The 22,298-nt window shown below is 61.4% G+C and carries 18 protein-coding genes, 2 tRNA genes and 1 pseudogene; 14 read left to right on the top strand and 7 right to left on the bottom strand.

Going from position 1 to position 22,298, the window contains the following annotated elements; translation table 11 throughout:
* The first annotated feature begins 61 nt into the window (after positions 1-61).
* The 6 genes and pseudogenes from hflK (at position 62) to TZ03_RS32095 (ending at position 7,180) form a co-directional block, all read left to right on the top strand.
* On the top strand, positions 62-1,240 hold the full coding sequence (hflK, locus tag TZ03_RS25475) for an FtsH protease activity modulator HflK (protein ID WP_051101145.1): 1,179 nt from the start codon (positions 62-64) through the stop codon (positions 1,238-1,240).
* Positions 1,240-2,109 (top strand): protease modulator HflC, encoded by an 870-nt coding sequence (gene hflC, locus TZ03_RS25480; protein WP_051101146.1) that lies wholly within the window; start codon positions 1,240-1,242, stop codon positions 2,107-2,109. The genes hflK and hflC overlap by 1 nt, the downstream gene beginning before the upstream one ends.
* A gap of 302 nt (positions 2,110-2,411) precedes the next feature.
* Positions 2,412-3,599 carry an ATP phosphoribosyltransferase regulatory subunit gene (locus TZ03_RS25485; protein WP_003249540.1) on the top strand — a complete coding sequence of 396 codons (1,188 nt, stop codon included), beginning with the start codon at positions 2,412-2,414 and terminating at the stop codon, positions 3,597-3,599.
* Between the two features lie 56 nt (positions 3,600-3,655).
* Positions 3,656-4,948 carry an adenylosuccinate synthase gene (locus tag TZ03_RS25490; protein WP_051101147.1) on the top strand — a complete coding sequence of 431 codons (1,293 nt, stop codon included), beginning with the start codon at positions 3,656-3,658 and terminating at the stop codon, positions 4,946-4,948.
* A gap of 1,113 nt (positions 4,949-6,061) precedes the next feature.
* Positions 6,062-6,322: pseudogene (locus TZ03_RS32090) on the top strand (HAMP domain-containing protein); the annotation flags it as partial.
* A gap of 69 nt (positions 6,323-6,391) precedes the next feature.
* Positions 6,392-7,180: a methyl-accepting chemotaxis protein gene (locus TZ03_RS32095; RefSeq protein WP_414860323.1), complete on the top strand. Its 789-nt coding sequence runs from the start codon at positions 6,392-6,394 to the stop codon at positions 7,178-7,180.
* 104 nt (positions 7,181-7,284) lie between these two features.
* Here the strand turns inward: TZ03_RS32095 and TZ03_RS25500 are convergent, their stop codons facing one another.
* The 4 genes from TZ03_RS25500 to TZ03_RS25515 form a co-directional block, all read right to left on the bottom strand.
* A complete protein-coding gene (locus TZ03_RS25500) occupies positions 7,285-8,850 on the bottom strand; it encodes an ABC transporter permease (RefSeq protein ID WP_051101149.1) in 1,566 nt (521 codons plus the stop codon).
* Entirely contained in the window at positions 8,850-9,863 is a 1,014-nt protein-coding gene (locus TZ03_RS25505) for an extracellular solute-binding protein (protein WP_051101150.1), read from the bottom strand. The genes TZ03_RS25500 and TZ03_RS25505 overlap by 1 nt, the downstream gene beginning before the upstream one ends.
* 516 nt (positions 9,864-10,379) lie before the next feature.
* Positions 10,380-10,466, bottom strand: a tRNA-Leu gene (locus TZ03_RS25510).
* An 87-nt stretch (positions 10,467-10,553) separates the two neighbouring features.
* A tRNA-Leu gene (locus TZ03_RS25515) sits at positions 10,554-10,640 on the bottom strand.
* Between the two features lie 271 nt (positions 10,641-10,911).
* Here TZ03_RS25515 and rnr point away from each other — a divergent pair.
* The 7 genes from rnr to dnaB all read left to right on the top strand — a co-directional run bounded on the left by rnr (position 10,912) and on the right by dnaB (position 18,097).
* A complete protein-coding gene (gene rnr / locus TZ03_RS25520; protein WP_051101151.1) occupies positions 10,912-13,488 on the top strand; it encodes a ribonuclease R in 2,577 nt (858 codons plus the stop codon).
* Complete coding sequence (rlmB, locus tag TZ03_RS25525) at positions 13,485-14,231, top strand: 23S rRNA (guanosine(2251)-2'-O)-methyltransferase RlmB (RefSeq protein WP_051101152.1); 747 nt, start codon at positions 13,485-13,487, stop codon at positions 14,229-14,231. The genes rnr and rlmB overlap by 4 nt, the downstream gene beginning before the upstream one ends.
* 306 nt (positions 14,232-14,537) lie before the next feature.
* Complete coding sequence (rpsF, locus tag TZ03_RS25530) at positions 14,538-14,963, top strand: 30S ribosomal protein S6 (RefSeq protein WP_013974420.1); 426 nt, start codon at positions 14,538-14,540, stop codon at positions 14,961-14,963.
* Positions 14,964-14,991: 28 nt separating this feature from the next.
* Positions 14,992-15,222 (top strand): 30S ribosomal protein S18, encoded by a 231-nt coding sequence (rpsR, locus tag TZ03_RS25535; RefSeq protein ID WP_003249563.1) that lies wholly within the window; start codon positions 14,992-14,994, stop codon positions 15,220-15,222.
* 33 nt (positions 15,223-15,255) lie between these two features.
* Positions 15,256-16,119 (top strand): hypothetical protein, encoded by an 864-nt coding sequence (locus tag TZ03_RS25540; RefSeq protein ID WP_051101153.1) that lies wholly within the window; start codon positions 15,256-15,258, stop codon positions 16,117-16,119.
* Positions 16,120-16,139: 20 nt separating this feature from the next.
* Positions 16,140-16,586, top strand: coding sequence for a 50S ribosomal protein L9 (rplI, locus tag TZ03_RS25545; protein ID WP_003249568.1), 447 nt, complete (start codon positions 16,140-16,142; stop codon positions 16,584-16,586).
* A 113-nt stretch (positions 16,587-16,699) separates the two neighbouring features.
* Complete coding sequence (gene dnaB / locus TZ03_RS25550) at positions 16,700-18,097, top strand: replicative DNA helicase (protein ID WP_009681285.1); 1,398 nt, start codon at positions 16,700-16,702, stop codon at positions 18,095-18,097.
* Between the two features lie 276 nt (positions 18,098-18,373).
* On the opposite strand, the gene TZ03_RS25555 is transcribed toward dnaB, so the two are convergent.
* The 3 genes from TZ03_RS25555 to TZ03_RS31780 are packed head-to-tail and all read right to left on the bottom strand — an operon-like array spanning position 18,374 to position 21,087.
* A complete protein-coding gene (locus TZ03_RS25555) occupies positions 18,374-19,996 on the bottom strand; it encodes an ATP-binding cassette domain-containing protein (RefSeq protein ID WP_051101154.1) in 1,623 nt (540 codons plus the stop codon).
* Position 19,997: 1 nt separating this feature from the next.
* Complete coding sequence (locus TZ03_RS31775) at positions 19,998-20,459, bottom strand: YcaO-like family protein (protein ID WP_177328505.1); 462 nt, start codon at positions 20,457-20,459, stop codon at positions 19,998-20,000.
* Positions 20,431-21,087, bottom strand: coding sequence for a YcaO-like family protein (locus tag TZ03_RS31780; protein WP_177328506.1), 657 nt, complete (start codon positions 21,085-21,087; stop codon positions 20,431-20,433). The genes TZ03_RS31775 and TZ03_RS31780 overlap by 29 nt, the downstream gene beginning before the upstream one ends.
* Before the next feature lie 642 nt (positions 21,088-21,729).
* Between TZ03_RS31780 and TZ03_RS25570 the strand changes: the two genes are divergently transcribed.
* On the top strand, positions 21,730-21,993 hold the full coding sequence (locus TZ03_RS25570) for a DUF3077 domain-containing protein (RefSeq protein ID WP_051101156.1): 264 nt from the start codon (positions 21,730-21,732) through the stop codon (positions 21,991-21,993).
* Positions 21,994-22,298: the final 305 nt, after the last annotated feature.

The following is a 22,298-nucleotide window of genomic DNA, read 5'->3' on the forward strand; positions in this document are numbered from 1 at the left end:
ATTCTGTAGCATTGGACGGCGCGCCGTGGGCGCGTCTTTGCTTTATCAGATGGAGAGCGCTATGGCTTGGAACGAGCCGGGTGGCAACTCGAACAATCAGGATCCCTGGGGCGGCCGCCGTGGTGGCGGTGGCGGCGGCGGTGACAAGAAAGGTCCGCCGGATCTGGACGAGGCCTTCCGCAAATTGCAGGACAGCCTGAATGGCATGTTCGGCAGTGGCAAGAAACGTGGCGGCGGTGACCGCAATGTCGGCAAGGGCGGTGGCCTGGGCCTGCTGGGCATCGGCCTGGCGGTGCTGGCTGCCATCTGGCTGTACAGCGCCGTGTACGTGGTCGACGAGCAGGAGCAGGCCGTGGTGCTGCGCTTCGGCAAGTACTATGAGACGGTCGGTCCCGGCCTGAACATCTACTTCCCGCCGATCGATCGCAAGTACATGGAAAACGTCACGCGTGAGCGTGCCTACACCAAGCAGGGGCAGATGCTGACCGAAGACGAGAATATCGTCGAGGTGCCGCTGACCGTCCAGTACAAGATCAGCAACCTGCAGGACTTCGTGCTCAACGTCGACCAGCCTGAGGTGAGCCTGCAGCACGCGACCGACAGTGCCCTGCGCCACGTGGTGGGTTCCACCTCTATGGACCAGGTGCTGACCGAAGGCCGTGAGCAGATGGCCGTGGATATCCGCGAACGCCTGCAGCGCTTCCTCGACAACTACCGTACCGGTATCACCGTTACCCAGGTCAACGTACAGAGCGCGGCAGCCCCGCGTGAAGTGCAGGAAGCCTTCGACGACGTGATCCGTGCCCGCGAAGACGAGCAGCGTGCCCGCAACCAGGCCGAGTCCTACGCCAATGGCGTGGTGCCGGAGGCCCGTGGTCAGGCGCAGCGCATCATCGAGGACGCCAACGGTTACCGCGACGAAGTCATCGCCCGGGCCAAGGGTGAGGCCGACCGCTTCACCAAGCTGGTTGCCGAGTACCACAAGGCACCTGACGTGACCCGTCAGCGTCTGTACCTGGAGACCATGCAAGAGGTCTACAGCAATTCGAGCAAGGTCATGGTGGCCACCAAGGACGGGCAGAACAACCTGCTCTACCTGCCGCTGGACAAGATGGTCGAAGGCAGCCGCAACCCGTCCGCGCCAAGCAGTGTGTCGCCATCGGTGAACGATGCGGCCGCACGCGCGGTGCAGGACCTGCAACAGCAACAGCAGCCGCTGCGTACTAGGGAGAGCCGCTGATGAGCAATAGATCGCTGATCGCCCTGATCGCCGCCGTGGTTCTGGCCATCGTGGCCTGGAACAGTTTCTACATCGTGTCCCAGACCGAGCGTGCGGTACTGCTGCGCTTCGGTAAGGTGGTCGAGGCGGATGTCCAGCCGGGCCTGCACGTGAAGATTCCGTACGTGAACCAGGTACGCAAGTTCGACGCCCGCCTGATGACCCTCGACGCCCCGACCCAGCGGTTCCTGACCCTGGAGAAGAAAGCGGTGATGGTCGACGCCTACGCCAAGTGGCGCGTCAAGGATGCCGAACGTTTCTACACCGCCACGTCCGGCATGAAGCAGATCGCCGACGAGCGTCTGTCGCGTCGTCTGGAAAGCGGCCTGCGTGACCAGTTCGGTAAACGCACCCTGCACGAGGTGGTGTCCGGTGAGCGTGACGCACTGATGGCTGACATCACTGCATCGCTGAACCGCATGGCCGCCAAGGAGCTGGGTATCGAAGTGGTCGACGTGCGCGTCAAGGCCATCGACCTGCCGAAGGAAGTCAACCGCAGCGTGTTCGACCGTATGAGCACCGAGCGTGAGCGGGAAGCCCGTGAGCACCGCGCCAAGGGTAACGAGCTGGCTGAAGGTATCCGTGCCGATGCCGACCGTCAGCGCCGTGTACTGCTGGCCGAGGCTTATCGCGAAGCGGAAGAAACCCGCGGTGACGGCGACGCCCAGGCGGCCTCCATCTACGCCAAGGCCTACACCCAGGACGCCGATTTCTATGCGTTCTACCGTAGCCTGCAGGCATACCGCGAGAGCTTCTCGAGCAAGAGCGACGTGCTGGTCCTGGACCCGAAGAACGAGTTCTTCCGTTACCTCGACAAGAGCAGGCCTTGATGCTCAGGCCCCTGAGTTGAATGAGGGATCATCCCGCCTGGCAGCTAAAACACCAGGCGGGGTGCATCCTGAATGAAAAGGGGTGTATGATGAGGCAGCCGGGAAATTTCCCGGCTTTTTTGCGTCTGCAAGGTTGATTGGCAAAGCGCCAGTTGACGGTTTGGTCAGGTCGCAAGGCAATTCGAGGGTATTGGGTACGGTGGCTGCGCTGGGATCAGTGCTGCCTGCTGCTGTGCGCGATACCGGCTTTACTGACGGCTCGCCTGCTGGCAAGCCACCCGGACCAGAGGGGAAATGGCGTAATGGCAACGGTAGACCGCTGGCTGCTGCCAGATGGCATCGAGGAAGTACTGCCACCTGAGGCTGCGCGCATCGAGATCGCGCGCCGCCAGGTGTTGGACCTGTTCCAGAGTTGGGGCTACGAACTGGTCGTCACCCCGCATATCGAGTACCTGGAGTCGCTGCTCACCGGCGCCGGCCAGGACCTGGATCAGCGCACCTTCAAGGTAGTGGACCCGCAGTCCGGCCGCCTGATGGGCTTCCGCGCCGACTTCACCCCGCAGGTGGCGCGTATCGACGCCCACACCCTGCGTCGTGAAGGCCCAAGCCGCCTGTGCTACGCCGGCAGCGTACTGCACGCCCAGCCGCGTGCGCTTTCCACCTCGCGCAGCCCGATCCAGCTGGGTGCCGAGCTGTACGGCGATGCCAGCCCTACCAGCGATGTGGAAGTCATCAGCCTGATGCTCGCCACGCTGCAACTGGCCGATGTGCCGGATGTGCACATGGACCTCGGCCACGTCGGTATCTACCGCGGCCTGGCCCGTGCTGCCGGCTTGTCCGGTGCGGTCGAGCAGCAACTGTTCGATGCCATGCAACGCAAGGCCGTCGATGAAGTGCAGGCGCTGACTGCCGACCTGCCGAAGGACCTGGGCAACATGCTGCGCGCGCTGGTCGAGCTGTGCGGTGGCCGTGAAGTGCTGGCCGAAGCCCGCGTGCGCCTGGGCCGTGCCCCGGCCAGCGTGCTGGCGGCGCTGGACGACCTGCTGGCGATCGCCGATCGCCTGGCCTCGCGCTACCCGGACCTGCCGCTGTACTTCGACCTCGGTGAGCTGCGCGGCTACCACTATCACACCGGCGTGGTGTTCGCCGTGTTCGTGCCTGGCGAAGGTCAATCGATCGCCCAGGGCGGCCGTTACGACGACATCGGCGCCGACTTTGGCCGGGCCCGCCCGGCCACCGGTTTCTCCACGGATTTGAAGACCCTGGTCACACTGGGGCGAGCGGAGGTCGTATTGCCAACTGGCGGCATCTGGATGCCGGACAGTGGCGACGCGGCCCTCTGGCAGCAAGTCTGCCAGTTGCGCAACGAGGGCCAGCGTGTGGTCCAGGCTCTGCCTGGCCAGCCGTTGAGTGCTGCTCTCGAGGCGGATTGTGATCGGCAATTGATTCAGCAAGACGGGCGCTGGCAGGTTCTGCCGCTGGCCCAGTGAGTTTCTGCGTCGGCAGTAGGCCGGCAACCAAGTTTGCGTGAATGAGGACCAATGTAATGGGTAAGAATGTCGTCGTCCTGGGCACCCAGTGGGGTGATGAGGGCAAAGGCAAGATCGTCGATCTGCTGACCGAACATACTGCCGCCGTAGTGCGCTACCAGGGTGGCCACAACGCGGGTCACACCCTGGTGATCAACGGTGAAAAGACCGTTCTGCACCTGATTCCGTCCGGCATCCTGCGTGAAGGCGTACAGTGCCTGATCGGCAACGGCGTGGTCGTTGCCCCGGATGCCCTGATGCGTGAAATCACCAAGCTGGAAGAAAAGGGTGTACCGGTGCGTGAGCGCCTGCGCATCAGCCCGGCTGCGCCGCTGATCCTGTCGTACCACGTGGCCCTGGACCAGGCCCGCGAAAAAGCCCGTGGCGAAGCCAAGATCGGCACCACCGGCCGTGGTATCGGCCCAGCCTACGAAGACAAGGTCGCACGCCGCGGCCTGCGGGTGGGCGACCTGTTCCACCGCGAGCGTTTCGCCGCCAAGCTCGGTGAGCTGCTGGACTACCACAACTTCCAGCTGGTGAACTACTACAAAGAGCCGGCCATCGACTTCCAGCAGACCCTGGACGAGTGCATGGCCTACGCCGAACAGCTCAAGCCGATGATGCTCGACGTCACCGCCGAGCTGCACAACCTGCGTCGCGCCGGCAAGGACATCATGTTCGAAGGTGCCCAGGGCTCGCTGCTGGACATCGATCACGGTACCTACCCGTACGTCACCAGCTCCAACACCACTGCCGGCGGTATCTCCACCGGTTCCGGCGTTGGCCCGATGTACCTCGACTACATCCTGGGTATCACCAAGGCCTATACCACTCGCGTGGGTTCCGGTCCGTTCCCGACCGAACTGTTCGACGAGACTGGCGCCACCTTGGCCAAGCGTGGCCACGAGTTCGGTTCCACCACTGGCCGTGCCCGTCGCTGCGGCTGGTTCGATGCCGTCATCCTGCGTCGCGCCATCGACGTCAACAGCATCTCGGGCATCTGCCTGACCAAGCTGGACGTACTGGATGGCCTGGAAACCATCAACATCTGCGTTGGCTACAAGAACGAGAACGGTGCCGTCATCGACGCACCTTCCGATGCCGACAGCTACATCGGCCTGGAGCCGGTGTACGAAGAGATGCCAGGCTGGAGCGAGTCGACCCTGGGTGTGAAAACCCTGGAAGAGCTGCCGCAAGCTGCGCGTAACTACATCAAGCGCATCGAAGAGCTGGTTGGCGCGCCTATCGACATCATCTCGACCGGCCCGGACCGCAACGAGACCATCGTGCTGCGTCATCCGTTCGCCTGATCTGCCCTCCAGGCTGATCTGACGCCGTGGCCCTGAAAGGGGCTGCGGCGTTTTCATTTGTGCGGTTATGCCTGCTCCGGCCCTATCGCCGGCAAGCCAGCTCCCACAGGTACTCCACAGGCCTCAAGGTATGTGCTGTACCTGTGGGAGCTGGCTTGCCGGCGATAGGGCCGGTACAGGCAAGCATATTGCTGAACCTTGGCATTTATCCCTCCTGACCCCGGCACAACCCTTGCTGTAAGAAGTTTCTGTAGATGCCATCAGAATAGTGGCGCCAGAAAACACGAGGGTTTCACCGTGTCTGCCATCCTCTCACTGTTACGAAGCCGCCTTTTGCGGCCTGTGTTTGTTGCCCTTGGTATCGCCCTTTTGGTGCAGGTGCTGGTTGCCGTTGCGCTCACCCGAAGCACGGTCACCGCCCTGGAAGCCGACCTTGGCGAACGCCTGGGCAATGATAGCCGCCAGCTCGCCGGCGAACTGGAGCAAGCCGGGCAAGATGTGCGCTCGGGCCTCGATGGCCTGTCCAGCAGCACCCGCCAGCGCCTGAGCGCGGGCCTTTCCACCCGCCTGCAGGACGAACAGCAGCAACTGCGCGCAACCTTGGAAAAGAACCTCAAGGACTCCGCCAACGATATGGCCGAGCTACTGGCTTCGGTTGCCCCGCGAGCGATCTGGGACAACGACGTGCCGGTGCTCTCCGACTTCGCCCGGCGCGCCCAGCGCAATCCCAATGTTCTGTTCGTGGTCTACGACGATGCCCAGGGCCAGCACCTGACCCGCTACCTGAACCGGCAAAACCCGATCAACCAGGCGTTGATGGACAAGGGCCAGGGCGAGCGCGCCCTGGACAAGGTGATTGATGCGGCCCGGCGCGACCCGGGGGTGTACTTCGTCGAAGCCTCGATCAACCCCAATGGCGCAGAAATCGGCAAGGTGCTGATGGGGGTTTCCACGGCCGGTATCGAGCAGGAGCTCAAGGCTCTCGATCAGCGCTTCGCGGCCTTGATTGCCAGTGGCGAACAACTGGTAGGCGACAGCTTGGTCGGCGCCGCCGCCGAAAGTGGCAAGACCCTGCGCGAGCGCCTGGAGAAGGCGCAGGGCAGCGCTGCCGCCATGCAGGCCAATACTGCACAGACCGTGCGCGATGCCGCGGCCGAGCTGCGTTGGCGCATCGGCCTGGGCCTGGTGCTGGTTGGCCTTGGCGTGCTGGTGGTGGTGGCGGTGGTGCTTGGCCGCCGGGTGCTGAGCAAACTGCGCCTGTTGATTGCCGCCCTCGACGACCTGGCGGCCGGCGAAGGCGACCTGACCAAGCGCGTGCCCCTCGACAGTCGCGACGAAATCGGCGACATGGCTTCGGCGGTCAACCGCTTCGTCGACAAGTTGCAGCCTATCGTGCGCGAGGCGGGTGAAGTGGCGCAGCGGACCGGTGTGGAGATTGGCGCGATGGCCCAGCGCAATGCCGGTGCCGATGCCGCCGCCGCGCTACAGCGCGATGAAGTGGCGGCCAGCCTGCGCGACCTGTCGAGCATGGCTGACGAAGCCCAGGCCGAAAGCCATGCGATGCAGGCGGCTCTGCAGCAGGTGGTGGATATTCGCCAGGCCACCGACGAGAACAGCCGCAGCTCGACCCAGCTGGCGAGCTTGATCGAGAACCTGGCCGGCCAAGTGGAGACGGGCTCCCAGGTGATCGAGCGCCTGGCCAAGCAGAGTGAGCAGATCGAAGTGGTGCTGACGGTTATTCACGGCATCGCCGAGCAGACCAACCTGCTGGCCTTGAACGCCGCCATCGAGGCGGCCAGGGCAGGCGAGACCGGGCGCGGGTTTGCCGTGGTGGCCGATGAGGTGCGGGCGCTTGCGAGCAAGACGCAAAGCTCCACTGGCGATATCCAGTCGCACATCGCCGCGTTGCAGAAGGGCGCCAAGGAAGCCGTGGCTACTATCAGCCAGGCCGGGCTCAAGGCCAGTGAAGGCCTGTTGGTGCTGCGCGACAACGAACGTCGCCAGCAGTCGGTGCAGGCGGCAGTGGAGCAGGTGCATGCGGCCATCGGCCTGGCCACCCGCGCGGCCGAGCAACAGGCGTATGGAGCGCAGGCAGTGCGCGGGCGGGTCGAGACCATCCATGCTCAGGCTGAGCGCTCGGCTGAAGTGGTGATGCAGACCACCGCCAGCAGCAAGGTGCTGGATGATCTGGCCGCGCAGCTGCGGGCGAGCCTGGGGCAGTTCAGGGCTTGATTGCCTGAGCTGGCCCTATCGCCGGCGAGCCGGCTCCCACAGGCATGGCGCAGGCCCTGAGAGCGGCGCGATACCTGTGGGAGCGGGCGTGCCCGCGAACGGGGTTATGCCTTGTTCAGATACATACGCGTAGTCAGCAGGTAAACCGGCAACCCCGACACCACGATCAGCAGCGCCGCATAAGGCGCTGCCGCCGCAAACTCGACATTGGCCGTATGAGCCCACACCTCGGTGGCCAAAGTGGTCATGCCGGTGGGGCTGAGCAGCAAGGTGGCGGTCAGCTCCTTCATGGCATCCAGGAACACCAGCGCAAAGGCCGCCGCCATGGCCGGGAAGATGATCGGCAGGGTCACCCGGCAGAACGCGGCAAAGCTGCTTGCACCTAGCGTGCGTGCGGCCTCTTCCAGCGTCGGCGAAGCCTTGTTTAGCGCGGTACGCACCGGCGACTGGGCCAGCGGCAGGAACAGCAGCGCATAGGCCAGCAGCAACAGTGCTGTGGTCTGGTACAGCGCCGGCACGTAATGCAAGGCGAAGAACACCAGGGTCAGGGCGATCACCAGGCCGGGCAGGGCGTGCAGCAGGTACGGCAGGCGCTCGGCCCAGATAGCCAGGCGGCCCTTGTAGCGCACCACCAGGAAGCTGATCGGCAGGGCCAGCAGCACGCAGAAGCCGGCTCCGCCAAGTGACACCGACAGCGAGGTGAACAGCGCCTTGGAGATGGCTGCCACCGGGAATGCCGCCGACGAACCGACGCTCAGCCAGTAGCCGAGCATGGCCAGCGGAATACCGCTGCCCAGCACTGCCAGGCCCACGCAGAGCAGCTGCGCCGGCATCGCCCAGCCGCGCAGCCGCACCGGTTGCGCGCGCCGTGCCACGCCTTGGCCGATGCGCACATGACGGGCTTTACCGCGTACCCGCAACTCCAGCCACAGCATCACCAGGCACATCGCCAGCAGCACGGCAGACAGCATGGCCGCGTTGGCATTGCTGAACTCCAGTTCGAACTGCTGGTAGATCGCCGTGGTGAAGGTTTGCAGGCCGAGGATCGACAAGGCGCCGAATTCCACCAACATGTGCAGGGCGATCAGCAGCGCACCGCCCAGCATCGACGGCCACAGCAGCGGTAAGGTGACCTTGATGAACACGCCCCAGCGGCTGCAACCCAGGGTACGTGCCGACTCCTCCAGCGAAGTGTCGAGGTTGCGCAGGGTGGCGGCCACGGGCAGGAACACCAGCGGGTACTTGGACAGGGCCATGACCATGATCGCCCCGCCCAGGCCTTCGAAGTCCGAGCTCAGCGACACCCAGGTGAAGCTGCTGACGAACGACGGTACGGCGAACGGCAGGCACAGCACCACGCCCCACAGCCGGCGGCCCGCCAGGTTGCTGCGCTCCAGCAGCCAGGCCAGGGCCAGGCCGACCACCATGCAGGTCAGCGTCACCCCGACCATCAGCATCAGGGTGTTGCGCATCAGCCCCCAGACAAAGGGGCGCCACAGCAGGTACAAGGCTTCGCGCCAGCCGGCTTCCCAGGCTTTGATGGCGACATACAGCAGTGGCAGCAAGCTCATCGCCACCAGGAACAGCACAGGCAGCACCACCCAGATGGAGGGGCGCTTGCGGCGCGGTACGAAGCGTACCGGCACCGGTTCGGACAGGGCGGCGGTCATCAGAGCAGGCCGACCTCGCGTTCCAGCTCCAGGGCTTCCTCGGCATTGCCCAGGTCAGCCGGCGAGATCTTCGGCGGGCGCAAGTCCTCGAACGGCTTCAGGCCACGATCGGAAACCATGCCCTTGTGCAGCGGGTACTCGGCGGTGGTTTGGGTGATCACGCGCTGGCCTTCTTCGCTGGCCATCCAGTTGAGCAGGGCCTGGGCTTCTTTCGGGTGCTTGCTGGCCTTGACCGCAGCGGCGCCGGAGATGGTCACCAGGTTGCCGGCATCGCCATCGGCCAGGTAGTACAGCTTGGAGTCGAGCTTGCCGCGCTCACGCTCCAAGGCGTACCAGTAATAGTTGTTCACCAGTACCGCGGCGACTTCGCCTTTTTCCACGGCCTTGAGTGCGACCATGTTGTTGGTGTAGGTCTTTCCGAAGGCTTTCAGGCCGGTCAGCCATTCTTCGGTGGCTTCGCGGCCGTGCATTTTCAGGATGGCCACGGCCTGTTCCTGGAATGCGCCACTGGTCGGCACGTAGCCGACGCGGCCATCCCATTCAGGGTCGGCGAAGTCCATGACGGTGGTCGGCAGGTCTTTTTCGTCGATCTTCTTCGGGTTGTAGACCACGACCCGGGTACGCGCGGTGACGCCCATCCAGGTGCCGTTGGCGGCTACGTATTCCTTGGGCAGCATGTTCAGCGTGGCGTCGTCGATCTTCGCCAGCAGGCCTAGCTCGCCCAGGTTGTTCAAGGGCGGGGACTCTTCGGTATAGATGATGTCGGCCGGCGAGCGGTCGCCTTCCTCGATGATCTGGCTGGCCAGCTGGTTGCTGCTGCCCTTGCGGATGTTGATGTGAATACCGGTCTTGGCCTCGTAGGCCTGGGCGATGGCCTCGCCGATTTCCTTGTGCTGACCGTTGTACATGGTCAGGGTGACCGGTGCGTCTGCCATGGCGGCCGGAGCGCCGATGACCAGGCTCAGCACGGCGGCGGCCAGGGTGCGCATCAGCGGTTGCGGGCGGATCGTCATGCGGGTACTTCCTCGCTTACGGCTACATATTTGGAAACAATGGTAAACGAAATCGTTTCTCAAGTGGCTGAGTGACAAGAAATTCATGGGCAGACAAAGGTGTAACAGCCTTGGAGGTGGGTTGACTGTGCCGGCCTCTTCGCGGCTAAAGCCGCTCCCACCTCGACCGCATAGGCCTCAAGCCCTGTGCAATACCTGTGGGAGCTGGCTTGCCGGCGATGAGGCCGGTTCAGGCAATACAAGGCAGTTACTCCCACCTCGACCGCATAGGCCTCAAGCCCTGTGCAGTACCTGTGGGAGCTGGCTTGCCGGCGATGAGGCCAGTCCGGGCAATACAAGACAGTTGCTCCCGCAGAGTCACCACAGGGCCTGGTAAGTGCAACACCTGTGGGAGCGGCTTTAGCCGCGAAGAGGCCGGCACAGGTTTGCACTTTATGGGCAATCGATGTCCGGAAGAGGGGGATACAAAAATCGCAGGCAAGAAAAAACCCACTAGCAAGCTAGTGGGTTTTTGTATGGTGCCCAGGAGAAGACTCGAACTTCCACGACCGTTAAGTCACTGATACCTGAAACCAGCGCGTCTACCAATTCCGCCACCTGGGCAAAGCTTTGCATCATCTGGTGAAGGCGACTATCGTTCGCTTTCACACAGTAGTAACAGATCCTTGGTCATCTGTTACTTGAAATATTTGGTGCCCAGGAGAAGACTCGAACTTCCACGGCCGTTAAGCCACTGATACCTGAAACCAGCGCGTCTACCAATTCCGCCACCTGGGCACACATTCGAGACTACAAGATGCTTTACAGCGCCGTTCATCTCTACTACAACTTCGGGGTTGTCCGTCGTTGTGGTGCGCACTATACGGACGCTCTGGAGGGCTGTAAAGCCCCCAGTCGAAAAAAAATTCAAAAAATTCAACTTGTTGATTCCGCAGGCCTATTCCTGCTCGCCGGAGACGCCGGTGGGGCTGTCCAAGCCTGACATTTCCGGTTTCAATACGCCTATGCCAGAATTCATATCTATATACCCCAAGGTGAACCCCTTCTGATGGCCGATTGGCAATCCCTCGATCCAGAGGCCGCTCGCGAAGCGGAAAAATACGACAACCCTATCCCCAGCCGTGAGCTGATCCTGCAGCGCCTCGCCGACCGTGGCGAACCGGCCGCACGCGAGGAGCTGGCGGCAGAGTTCGGTCTGTACGACGAAGACCAGATCGAAGCCCTGCGCCGTCGCCTGCGTGCCATGGAGCGTGATGGCCAGCTTATCTATACCCGACGCGGCACTTATGCCCCGGTAGACAAGCTGGACCTGATCTGCGGCCGGGTCTCCGGTCACCGCGACGGTTTCGGCTTCCTCATTCCGGATGACGGCAGCGAAGACCTGTTCCTCAGCCCGTCGCAGATGCGCCTGGTGTTCGACGGTGACCGCGGCCTGGCCCGCGTTTCTGGCGTCGACCGCCGTGGCCGCCGTGAAGGCGTGCTGGTCGAAATCATTTCCCGGGCCCACGAAAGCGTGGTCGGCCGTTATTTCGAAGAGGGCGGCATCGGTTACGTGACGCCGGACAACCCGAAGATCCAGCAGGAAGTGCTGGTGACCGCCGGGCGTAACGGCGGCGCCAAGATCGGTCAGTTCGTCGAAATCAAGATCACCCACTGGCCAACCCCGCGCTTCCAGCCGCAAGGCGACGTGGTCGAGGTCATCGGCAACTATATGGCGCCGGGCATGGAAATCGACGTTGCCCTGCGCAGCTACGACATTCCGCACGTCTGGCCCAAGGACGTGATCAAGGAAGCGCGCAAGTTCCGCTCCGAAGTCGAAGAGAAAGACAAAGAGAAGCGCGTCGACCTGCGCCATCTGCCATTCGTCACCATCGACGGCGAGGATGCCCGCGACTTCGACGACGCAGTTTATTGCGAACCGCTGGGCAAGCTGCGCCTGTTCTCCGGTGGCTGGCGTCTGTACGTGGCTATCGCCGACGTGTCCAGCTACGTGCGCCTGGGCTCGGCGCTGGATGTCGAGGCCCAGCAGCGCGGCAACTCGGTGTACTTCCCCGAGCGCGTGGTGCCGATGCTTCCCGAAGAGCTGTCCAACGGCCTGTGCTCGCTGAACCCGCACGTCGATCGCCTGGCCATGGTCTGTGAAATGACCATGAACAAAGCCGGCCAGATGGTCGACTACCAGTTCTACGAAGGAGTGATCCATTCCCACGCCCGCCTGACCTACAACAAGGTCAGCAGCATGCTCGAACACGCCCGCACCCGTGAGGGCAAGGCGCTGCGCGAGGAATACAAGGCAGTCGTGCCAGACCTGAAGAACCTGTACAACCTGTACAAGGTGTTGGTGGATGCCCGCCATACCCGCGGTGCCATCGACTTCGAGACCCAGGAAACCCGCATCATCTTCGGTGACGAACGCAAGATCGCGGAAATCCGCCCGACCGTGCGCAACGACGCCCACAAGCTGATCGAGGAATGCATGCTGGCGGCCAACGTCGCCACCGCCGAGTTCCTGCAGAAGCACGGCGTGCCGGCCCTGTACCGGGTGCACGACGGCCCGCCGCCGGAGCGCCTGGAAAAACTGCGCGCCTTCCTTGGCGAGCTGGGCCTGACCCTGCACAAGGGCAAGGACCCGTCGCCGAAGGACTACCAGGCCCTGCTGGCGAGCATCGCCGGGCGCCCGGACTTCCACCTGATCCAGACGGTGATGCTGCGCTCGCTGAGCCAGGCGGTGTACAGCACCGACAACAACGGCCACTTCGGCCTGAACTACGAGGCGTACACCCACTTCACCTCGCCGATCCGCCGGTATCCGGACCTGCTGGTGCATCGCGCCATCCGCAGCATCATCCGCTCCAGGGTCGAGACCCCGCACGTCAAGCGTGCCGGCGCCATGAGCATCCCCAAGGCGCGTATCTACCCGTACGACGAGAACACCCTCGAGCAACTCGGCGAGCAGTGCTCGATGACCGAGCGCCGCGCCGATGAAGCGACTCGTGACGTGGTCAACTGGCTCAAGTGCGAGTACATGAAGGACCGCGTGGGCGAGACCTTCCCGGGTGTGATCACCGCGGTGACCGGTTTTGGCCTGTTCGTCGAACTGACCGACATCTATGTAGAAGGCCTGGTGCATGTGAGTGCGCTGCCGGGCGACTACTACCACTTCGACCCGGTTCACCACCGCCTTTCCGGCGAGCGCACCGGGCGCAGCTTCCGTCTGGGCGACACCATTGAAGTCAAGGTCATGCGGGTTGACCTGGACGAGCGCAAGATCGACTTCGAAGTGTCGCAACAGACCCTCGCCGCACCGATCGGCCGCAAGCAACGTGGCGCCGCGCCGGTTGCCGACAAGGCCGAGCCGGCCCCGGTCGAGGCCAAGGCCACGCCGAAGCCACGCAGCCGCAAGAGCGAAGCCGCCGAGGCGTACTTCCCGAAAGACGCCGTGCAGCGTAACGCCGAAGTGCGCAAGAGCCGCGAAATGAAGAAGGCGCTGATGAGCGAGGCGCGCACTGGCGGCCATGCCAGCAGCAAGTCGGACAAGGGTGGCAAGGCCGCCGGCAAGCCGACCAAGCACCGTAAAGGCCCGCCGAAGTCCGGCGCGCCACGCAAGAGCAAGAGCAAGTCATGAGTCAGCTGGAAAAGATCTACGGCGTGCACGCCGTGCAGGCATTGCTGCAGCACCATCCGAAGCGGGTCAAGCAGATCTGGCTTTCGGAAGGGCGCAGCGAACCGCGCCTGCAGGCCCTGCTGGCGCTGGCCGCGGAAAACCGCGTGGCGGTCGGCCAGGCCGAGCGCCGCGAGATGGATGCCTGGGTCGAGGGCGTGCACCAGGGCGTGGTCGCCGAGGTCAGCCCGAGCCAGGTGTGGGGCGAGCTGATGCTCGAAGAGCTGCTTGAGCGCACAGAAACTCCGCCGCTGATCCTGGTGCTGGACGGTGTGACCGACCCGCATAACCTCGGCGCCTGCCTGCGCACCGCCGATGCGGCCGGGGCCACGGCGGTGATCGTGCCCAAGGACAAGTCTGCAACCCTTACCCCGGTTGTGCGCAAGGTGGCTTGCGGCGCGGCCGAGGTGATTCCGCTGGTAGCCGTGACCAACCTGGCGCGTACCCTGGAGAAGTTGCAGCAGCGTGGCCTGTGGGTGGTCGGTACCGCCGGCGAGGCCGAGCAGGAGATCTACCAGCAGGACCTGACCGGGCCGCTGGTGATGATCATGGGCGCGGAAGGCAAGGGCATGCGCCGGCTGACCCGCGAGCATTGCGATTTCCTGGTGAAATTGCCGATGGCCGGTAGCGTCAGCAGCCTGAACGTGTCGGTGGCGACTGGCGTGTGCCTGTTCGAGGCCGTGCGCCAGCGGCAGGCCAAGCGCTGATCCATAGCCTGTACCGGCCCTATCGCCGGCAAGCCAGCTCCCACAGGATCGTCACAGGTGCTGAACCCGGTGGGGTACCTGTGGGAGCTGGCTTGCCGGCGATAGGGCCAGAACAGGCATAAAGTGTTTCCGGCTGTTCAAATATTCACCAATCACCTTGCTTGTCCGCCCCGGCTTCTCTACAATTGCGCCCCTTGCCGAGCTGGCAGGCGCACATGTGCCTCCCCTCCGTGCAAGACATACAGTGTCATTCACTCCTTGTCTGACCAGATTCGCTGGCAGACTACTAACCCGTAAGGAGCATTCATGCGTCATTACGAAATCATCTTCCTGGTTCACCCGGACCAGAGCGAGCAAGTCGGCGGCATGGTTGAGCGTTACACCAAGCTGATCGAAGAAGATGGTGGCAAGATCCACCGCCTGGAAGACTGGGGCCGTCGTCAACTGGCCTACGCAATCAACAATGTTCACAAGGCTCACTACGTGATGCTGAACGTTGAGTGCACCGGCAAGGCCCTGGCCGAGCTGGAAGACAACTTCCGCTACAACGATGCCGTTATCCGTAACCTGGTCATCCGTCGCGACGAAGCCGTTACCGGCCAGTCCGAGATGCTGAAGGCTGAAGAAAACCGCAGCGAGCGCCGTGAGCGTCGTGAGCGTCCTGAGCATGCTGAATCCGCCGACGGCGACGACAGCAATGACAGCGACTCCAGCGATAACGCTGACGAGTAATCCACGGACCTTTAGAGGAGCCTATTAAATGGCACGTTTCTTCCGTCGTCGTAAATTCTGCCGCTTCACTGCTGAAGACGTGAAAGAGATCGACTTCAAAGATCTCAACACCCTGAAAGCTTACGTATCCGAAACCGGCAAGATCGTTCCAAGCCGTATCACCGGTACCAAAGCTCGTTATCAGCGTCAGCTGGCTACCGCTATCAAGCGCGCCCGCTTCCTGGCCCTGCTGCCCTACACCGACAGCCACGGCCGCTGAGACCGGGTCGTCGACAAGCAGTAAGGGATTAGCATGCGAGCGTTAGCAAGTTTCATCATGCGCGGTCGTGTGCAGGCCACCCTGGTGGTGGTCATCAGCGCGGTACTGCCGCTGCTGTTCTGGTTGAGTGCCGCTGCCGGCAGCCTTGTGCTGCTGCGGCGTGGGTTCAAGGATGCTACTACGGTCATCGCCGGCGGCCTGCTGGCCGGGCTGGCCGTGTGGGTCATGGGCGATCCCATCACCTTTCTGGTGATTGCGGGTGCCCTGGCCTTGGCCGCCATGTTGCGTGCCGAGCATCCCTGGAGTCGGGTGTTGCTCGCCAGTGCCGTGTTCGCCGTGGCTTTCAGCCTCGTGCTCGATCTGGCGCTGGCGCAAACCTTCGATGCGCTGGCCAAGGCGTTTGCCGAGGCCATGCCGAAAATCGAAGGGCAACCGGTGCTCTCCGGTGAGCTGATCCGCCCTGTGCTGGTCGCTTCCACAGCAGTGACGGTGCAATTGTTCAGTGTGCTGGCGTTGATGCTGGCGCGCTATTGGCAGGCAGCGTTGTACAACCCTGGAGGCTTCGGTCGCGAGTTTCGCGAACTGAAGTTGCCGAAACAGACCATGGCGGTCTTGGTGGCAGTGATGGTGGTGGCGCCGTTCATCGGGCCGCAGTTCATCATCCTGGCATCGGCTTCCAGCCTGGTACTGGTGCTGGCCGGCATCGCCTTGATGCACGGGCTGGTGGCACAGGGCCGACTGGCTGGTTTCTGGCTGGTGGGTATGTACGTGACGTTGCCGCTGATCATGCAGCTGATTTATCCGTTGCTGGTGGTTTTGGCCATTGTCGACAGCCTGATTGATTTTCGCGGTCGCAAGTCCCCCAAGGGGAATGACTCCGCGAACGGTGAAGGTTAAAAGTTAAGAGGTTTTACCAAATGGAACTGATCCTGCTGGAAAAAGTCGCTAACCTGGGCAACCTGGGCGACAAAGTAAAAGTTAAGGCTGGTTACGGCCGTAACTTCCTGCTGCCATTCGGCAAGGCCACCGTTGCCAACGCCGCCAACCTGGCTGCGTTCGAAGAGCGTCGCGCCGAGCTGGAAAAAGCAGCCGCTGACAAGAAAGCTTCGGCTGAAAGCCGCGCTGCCCAACTGGCCGAGCTGGAAGTGACCATCACTGCCACCGCTGGCGACGAAGGCAAGCTGTTCGGTTCGATCGGCACCCACGACATCGCTGACGCCCTGACCGCCTCCGGCGTTGAAGTGGCCAAGGCTGAAGTTCGTCTGCCGAACGGCACCATCCGTCAGGTTGGCGAATACGACGTAGCCGTGCACCTGCACAGCGACGTTGAAGCCACCGTACGCGTGGTTGTCGTAGCTGCCTAAGCTGCGCTGACTGGCTGGCTCCTTGCGGGCCAGGCGGTTAACATCGGGCACGGTCCTGTTTTCGACAGGCCGTGCCCTTTGTCTTTTTCGTACTCCAGAATTCTTTCGTGGCCATGAACGAGATCACCACTTCCGAACAGCTAGACCTGCAAACCGCAGCCCTGAAGGTGCCGCCGCATTCCATCGAGGCCGAACAGGCCGTGCTCGGTGGCCTGATGCTGGACAACAACGCCTGGGAGCGGGTGCTGGACCAGGTGTCGGACGGCGATTTCTACCGGCATGACCACCGCTTGATCTTCCGTGCCGTGCACAAGTTGGCCGACGCCAACCAGCCATTCGACGTGGTGACTTTGCACGAGCAGTTGGACAAGGAAGGTTTGTCTTCGCAAGTGGGCGGCCTGGCGTACCTGGCCGAACTGGCCAAGAACACCCCGTCGGTGGCCAACATCAAGGCCTACGCCGCGATCATTCGCGAGCGGGCCACGCTGCGCCAGCTGATCAGCATCAGTACCGACATCGCCGATAATGCCTTCAACCCGCAAGGGCGTAACGCCGAAGAAATCCTCGACGATGCCGAGCGGCAGATCTTTCAGATCGCCGAGGCCCGGCCGAAAACCGGCGGCCCGGTAGGCGTCAACGAGCTGTTGACCATGGCCATCGACCGCATCGACACGCTGTTCAACTCCGACAGCGACATCACCGGTGTGTCGACCGGTTTCACCGACCTGGACGAGAAGACCAGCGGCCTGCAGGCTGCCGACCTGATCATCGTCGCCGGTCGTCCGTCGATGGGTAAGACCACCTTCGCCATGAACCTGGTGGAGAACGCCGTGCTGCGTACCGATAAGGCGGTGCTGGTGTTCTCCCTCGAGATGCCTGGTGAATCGCTGATCATGCGTATGCTTTCGTCGCTTGGCCGTATCGACCAGACCAAGGTGCGTTCCGGCCAGCTGGACGATGACGACTGGCCGCGCCTGACCTCGGCGGTGAACCTGCTCAACGACCGCAAGCTGTTCATCGACGATACCGCCGGCATCAGCCCCTCGGAAATGCGCGCGCGTACCCGCCGCCTGGCCCGTGAGCACGGCGAAATCGCCATGATCATGGTCGACTACCTGCAGCTGATGCAGATCCCGGGCTCGGCTGGTGACAACCGTACCAACGAAATTTCCGAGATCTCTCGCTCGCTCAAGGCCCTGGCCAAGGAGTTCAACTGCCCGGTCATCGCCCTGTCGCAGCTGAACCGCTCTCTGGAACAGCGCCCGAACAAACGCCCTGTGAACTCCGACTTGCGTGAATCCGGTGCGATCGAACAGGACGCCGACGTGATCATGTTCGTGTACCGCGACGAGGTGTACCACCCTGAGACCGAGCACAAGGGCGTGGCGGAAATCATCATCGGTAAGCAGCGTAACGGCCCCATCGGCTTCGTGCGCCTGGCGTTTATCGGTAAGTACACCCGCTTTGAGAACCTTGCGCCGGGGATGTACAACTTCGACGATGACGAGTAACGGCCGTTCTCATTACGCTGCGCATAACTCACTGCGTTAGCAGGGACCCTGTGGGAGCGGCTTCAGCCGCGAAGAATCCAGCGCGGTAGCTGGCACCGGCTACGCCGGTATTCGCGGCTAAAGCCGCTCCCACAGGTACAGCGTTAACTCGAGGCCGGCGCAGTACCTGTGGGAGCGGGCGAGCCCGCGAAGCAGGCAATGCGATTTATGGCACCGGCTGCGCCAGTGATCGCCGGCAACCAGCTCCCACAAGCTAGCGCCGGCTAGCTCAATGTTCTAAGAAGCGATCTCCGCTTGCACTTGGCTGATGATCCGCCCCTCGCTCATGCTGATAACCCGGTCAAGCCGCGACAGCGCGCTCTGATCATGTGTCACGCAAATTAGCCCTTTCCCTTGGAATGCTTCGAACAACAGATCCCAGGTACGCTCAGCCGACCTGACATCGAGCCCAGCTGTAGGTTCGTCAAAGAAATTGAATTCCCCAGGCTGGTTAAGAATGCGTAGCAGCGTCAGCCTGCGTGCTTCGCCGCCCGAAATCGATTCTGCGCGTGCATCCAGATCAAGTTCGTACCAGTCTTTGCTTAGGCCCAGTCGCTCAAGCCATCCCTCGACTTGAGCCCGTTCATGCGCATACTCGAACAGCACCGCGCGGGGCAGTGGGCCTGGTATGAAGTGCGCATCTTGAGGGCAGAGCCGTAAGCGACTGAACTGCTCATAAGCTTCGAGCCCAGCCAGGCACCTGCCGTGCAGGCGAACATGCTTGCGCAACTGGAACACCGTTCCGGCCAGTGCATGCAGAAGTGTCGATTTACCACATCCGCTTGGTCCGATCAGCGCGACCCGTTCTCCCTTGTGCAGTACCAAGGGTTCCTCGATTTGCAGTTGTACAGTATCTCGAGCGCTCAACTGGCATGGGGCGATGCTCAGGCCAGCGTCCTTGTCTTGGGACTTCGCCTCAGTAGTGCATGCCGGGCCGAACGAGGGGAGCTGGAGCCAGTGTTCGAGTTTGCGTTTGTCTAGCCGAAACTGGTCTAGCAATCGCCAGGCCTCAGCAAGTTGCGCAACCCCTGCCAGCAATCCGCTCACCAAGGTGAAGAGAGCAACCAACTCGCCCAAGCTCAATTGCGGTGTTGCCAGAGCCTGATCATGGATACCCCACATGAGCAAACCGCCACTGCCCAGGCCTATGAACAGGGTGCGCAGGCTCTGAATCCAACCCCCACTGTGAGCTACCTGCACTGCTGAGTCGGCATAGTGCGAAAGTGTCTGGTTGACCGGGAGCATTGCGGCATCCTCGGCCTTTTCCAGTTTGACCGTTGCCGCGCTGGCGAAGGTATCCACCCATTGTTCCGCCAGTTCATCCTCGCGCGCGTTCACTGCCTCGATATGTGGCCGGCGCCAGCGCACCAGGCGATCGTTGGCCCACAGGTAGGCCAGGCTCAAAGGGATGAGGCCGATCAATACCGAAGTAGCCCCCAGGTAAGCGAAGAGCGTTATCAGCACTGCAGCTTCGGCCAGCACCGGCCATGCCGAGCCAATTAGAAAGCCTAACCACCGCTCCTGTGCGGTAATGCCCCTATCCAGCACTTTTACCAGTGTTCCGCCATGGAGTTGTCCATAGGCCTCGAAGCGCTTGTCCAGCAATTCGCGGCACCATCGGATGGAAAGTTGCTTCACGCGTTCCTGGCAGAGCCGCGCCAGGCACCAGGCTTGTAGAGGGATCATTGAGGCTTGCAATGCGACAAGGCATATGAAGGCTCCGAGCAGAAGCTGGGTAGATGCGGCTGAGGTGGCCAGGTTGTCAATGATGTCGGCCAAGACAAGAGCAGGTACGACGGTCGCGATTTTCAGGAGCAGTGTCGCGCCTAGGGCAGCGAGAATTCCTCTATAGATTTGCATGTCATTGCCTTATGCCTTTGAGTGCACTCTGTGGCGCGACTGGAATACCTGATCTGATCAGGTGGAAGCGTTCAAGTCCGGGTATGAATACCTGAACAACCGTAGCGAGATTCGGGTGCTCATAAAGTGTGCGATAGAATGCGACCTTATTATGTTTTTCCAAGTTGATCAGTGTTCGCTTGACTTGCCCGCGCACGCTGAGATCGGTACGCGGAGGGTGAAAAGCGGGTACAGCATATGTGGGGCATGGGTGTAGAAGTGCTGAAAGGCGGGTTGAATTAGTAAGCATTTTTTCAGCAGAGAGATCTTCTTGTTTTTCTGTGGCCCCAGAAAGCTGCTCGCACTGAATCTGCTCCGTTACGGCGCGGTACATTGCAATGGAGGGGTTGGTGGAGCTGCCGGAGCCTATGCTGCTGAGTGAACCTTCTTTTTTACTAGGAGAAACAGCAATGCTCGGTATCATGGGCAAATGTTTCTTCCAAAAAGGAGCTCGAGGGTTGGTAAAGTTTGGGTGGGGAAGTCAGGCCACAAAGTGATAGGTAGTACATAGAAAGTGCGTGACGTTCGATAGCTTCATTGATGGCGTGGAGCAGAGCCTCGCTCTCCGTGCAGCCAAGTGCTGTGCCAGAGTTGGTCGCATATTTGGAAAGAAAGCCCGCTGCAGTTTTTTCGATTTCATCAATGTTTCTGGAGGAGGGGGCTATCAATATCGCGGGAATGGCTATTTCGTCGTAGCTGTTCAATGCCTGAAGACTGAAATAAGGTATTCGGCAGTCAGGTGGTATAGATTTAAGGAGCCAATCGTCAAATGGGGCTATCGATTGCAAAATTATGTCGCTTTCTATGAGTGGTGGAGTGCTCTTGTCGACGAAGTAATGTTCTAGGCTCTCGGCAAGGGCTCCTAGCTCGCAATGCTCCCCTTTTCCTGCTCCGCAAGAGACTTCTTTGTAGGCACTGTCGTATAAGTGGCATGTGGCGACCAAGCTATTCTTTTTTGATAGTTTTGTTTTCCAATGAAGCCCTAAGTGATGATGCAACCTTGTCAGGCGGTTGTAAGCCTCTTCTATGGTTAGCTCGCGTTCGGTAATCATGCTCTGCTCCTTGGTAGAGCCAGAAGGGGCTAAGCCCCTTCTGGTTTGTCACTTACAGAAGGTTGAGAAATTCAACCTCGGACTCGGTGAATGTGTAGTTCATCACGCGCGGGATCTGCAGAGTGTGGATTTCAGAACGACGACGTCCCATGGCTAGTGCTCCTATAGAGTTGGTTTGAGTGCGCCTTTCAGCGCGTCACTGTTGTATCACTTGTTTTTTTATTGGTTCAAGATCTGCTCGGGATTTGTTGAGGGAAGTTGGCGTAGGATTTTTTACTAAGACTTGAAGTTCGATTCCTACAATTCTTTAGGAGCTAGAAAAAATGTACTAATAATTAGCCGGTTAGCATTTTCTGAGGGTTGGAGAGGCTAAACATTTAGTAAAGATCTGAAGGGATTTCGATCGCTCAGCAGGGGGAGGGCGCGGTCCCCACGATCCCGCTTTTATTGAAGACAACCCGATGCAGGGGCAGATGCCTGCTGTAAGGCTTCATTGATATGTCGCCTGGATGGGCCCTTTCGCGGGCATGCCCGCTCCCACAGGTAGAGTGCAAGTCGCGAAATCTGTGGTGACCTTGTGGGAGCGGGCGTGCCCGCGAAGAGGCCCGCCCAGGCAGTCGAGAATTTCCAGGGGATTGAACAATGACAACAGAAGACACCCAGTTCACTGTCGGCAAGACCACTTTTTACCAAGGCGAGAATGGCACCCACCCGCTGTTCCGCATCGAGCCCGGTATTCCCTGCAGGGATGCCCGCGAGCAGTCTTCGGAGTTGATGGGGTATGTGCGCGAATTGACCATCACCGGGTTGATGGATGAGAAGCCGATGATGATCTGGGCTGCCCATTACCTGAGTGCGATGGTCAAGGTGCTGATGGATGATGCTGAGTTGGGGGGGAGGCAGTGAGGGTTTGGCTTCAAGTTGCATAAGGGCTGCCAGGTGTTCGCCGCAGCATTTTCAGCGCCTGTGAGATCGAGCGCCGCCCGCGCGGCGCATCGCCGGCAAGCCGGCCCCCACATCTGTTTCGGGCCAATCTCTCCTGTGAATTTACCGCTGCCCGCCTTGTTTGTTCCCTTCGATATCGAAGGTGTCACCTGTGCTTTTCTGCTATCTCCAGCCATGCACCCAGGGAGCGAGTGCGGAGGAGGCAGGAGTAACTGGCCCGAAACAGATGTGGGAGCCGGCTTGCCGGCGATGCGCCGCGCGGGCGG

The organism is Pseudomonas sp. 10-1B (assembly GCF_000935045.1).
Taxonomy (GTDB): domain Bacteria; phylum Pseudomonadota; class Gammaproteobacteria; order Pseudomonadales; family Pseudomonadaceae; genus Aquipseudomonas.

What these genes read in the sequence shown, in the direction of transcription:
- hflK (WP_051101145.1), top strand. Translation starts at nt 62, where the DNA reads ATGGCTTGGAACGAGCCGGGTGGCAACTCGAACAATCAGGATCCCTGG.
- hflC (WP_051101146.1), top strand. Translation starts at nt 1,240, where the DNA reads ATGAGCAATAGATCGCTGATCGCCCTGATCGCCGCCGTGGTTCTGGCC.
- TZ03_RS25485 (WP_003249540.1), top strand. Translation starts at nt 2,412, where the DNA reads ATGGCAACGGTAGACCGCTGGCTGCTGCCAGATGGCATCGAGGAAGTA.
- TZ03_RS25490 (WP_051101147.1), top strand. Translation starts at nt 3,656, where the DNA reads ATGGGTAAGAATGTCGTCGTCCTGGGCACCCAGTGGGGTGATGAGGGC.
- TZ03_RS32095 (WP_414860323.1), top strand. Translation starts at nt 6,392, where the DNA reads ATGGCCCAGCGCAATGCCGGTGCCGATGCCGCCGCCGCGCTACAGCGC.
- TZ03_RS25500 (WP_051101149.1), bottom strand. Translation starts at nt 8,850, where the DNA reads ATGACCGCCGCCCTGTCCGAACCGGTGCCGGTACGCTTCGTACCGCGC.
- TZ03_RS25505 (WP_051101150.1), bottom strand. Translation starts at nt 9,863, where the DNA reads ATGACGATCCGCCCGCAACCGCTGATGCGCACCCTGGCCGCCGCCGTG.
- rnr (WP_051101151.1), top strand. Translation starts at nt 10,912, where the DNA reads ATGGCCGATTGGCAATCCCTCGATCCAGAGGCCGCTCGCGAAGCGGAA.
- rlmB (WP_051101152.1), top strand. Translation starts at nt 13,485, where the DNA reads ATGAGTCAGCTGGAAAAGATCTACGGCGTGCACGCCGTGCAGGCATTG.
- rpsF (WP_013974420.1), top strand. Translation starts at nt 14,538, where the DNA reads ATGCGTCATTACGAAATCATCTTCCTGGTTCACCCGGACCAGAGCGAG.
- rpsR (WP_003249563.1), top strand. Translation starts at nt 14,992, where the DNA reads ATGGCACGTTTCTTCCGTCGTCGTAAATTCTGCCGCTTCACTGCTGAA.
- TZ03_RS25540 (WP_051101153.1), top strand. Translation starts at nt 15,256, where the DNA reads ATGCGAGCGTTAGCAAGTTTCATCATGCGCGGTCGTGTGCAGGCCACC.
- rplI (WP_003249568.1), top strand. Translation starts at nt 16,140, where the DNA reads ATGGAACTGATCCTGCTGGAAAAAGTCGCTAACCTGGGCAACCTGGGC.
- dnaB (WP_009681285.1), top strand. Translation starts at nt 16,700, where the DNA reads ATGAACGAGATCACCACTTCCGAACAGCTAGACCTGCAAACCGCAGCC.
- TZ03_RS25555 (WP_051101154.1), bottom strand. Translation starts at nt 19,996, where the DNA reads ATGCAAATCTATAGAGGAATTCTCGCTGCCCTAGGCGCGACACTGCTC.
- TZ03_RS31775 (WP_177328505.1), bottom strand. Translation starts at nt 20,459, where the DNA reads ATGATACCGAGCATTGCTGTTTCTCCTAGTAAAAAAGAAGGTTCACTC.
- TZ03_RS31780 (WP_177328506.1), bottom strand. Translation starts at nt 21,087, where the DNA reads ATGATTACCGAACGCGAGCTAACCATAGAAGAGGCTTACAACCGCCTG.
- TZ03_RS25570 (WP_051101156.1), top strand. Translation starts at nt 21,730, where the DNA reads ATGACAACAGAAGACACCCAGTTCACTGTCGGCAAGACCACTTTTTAC.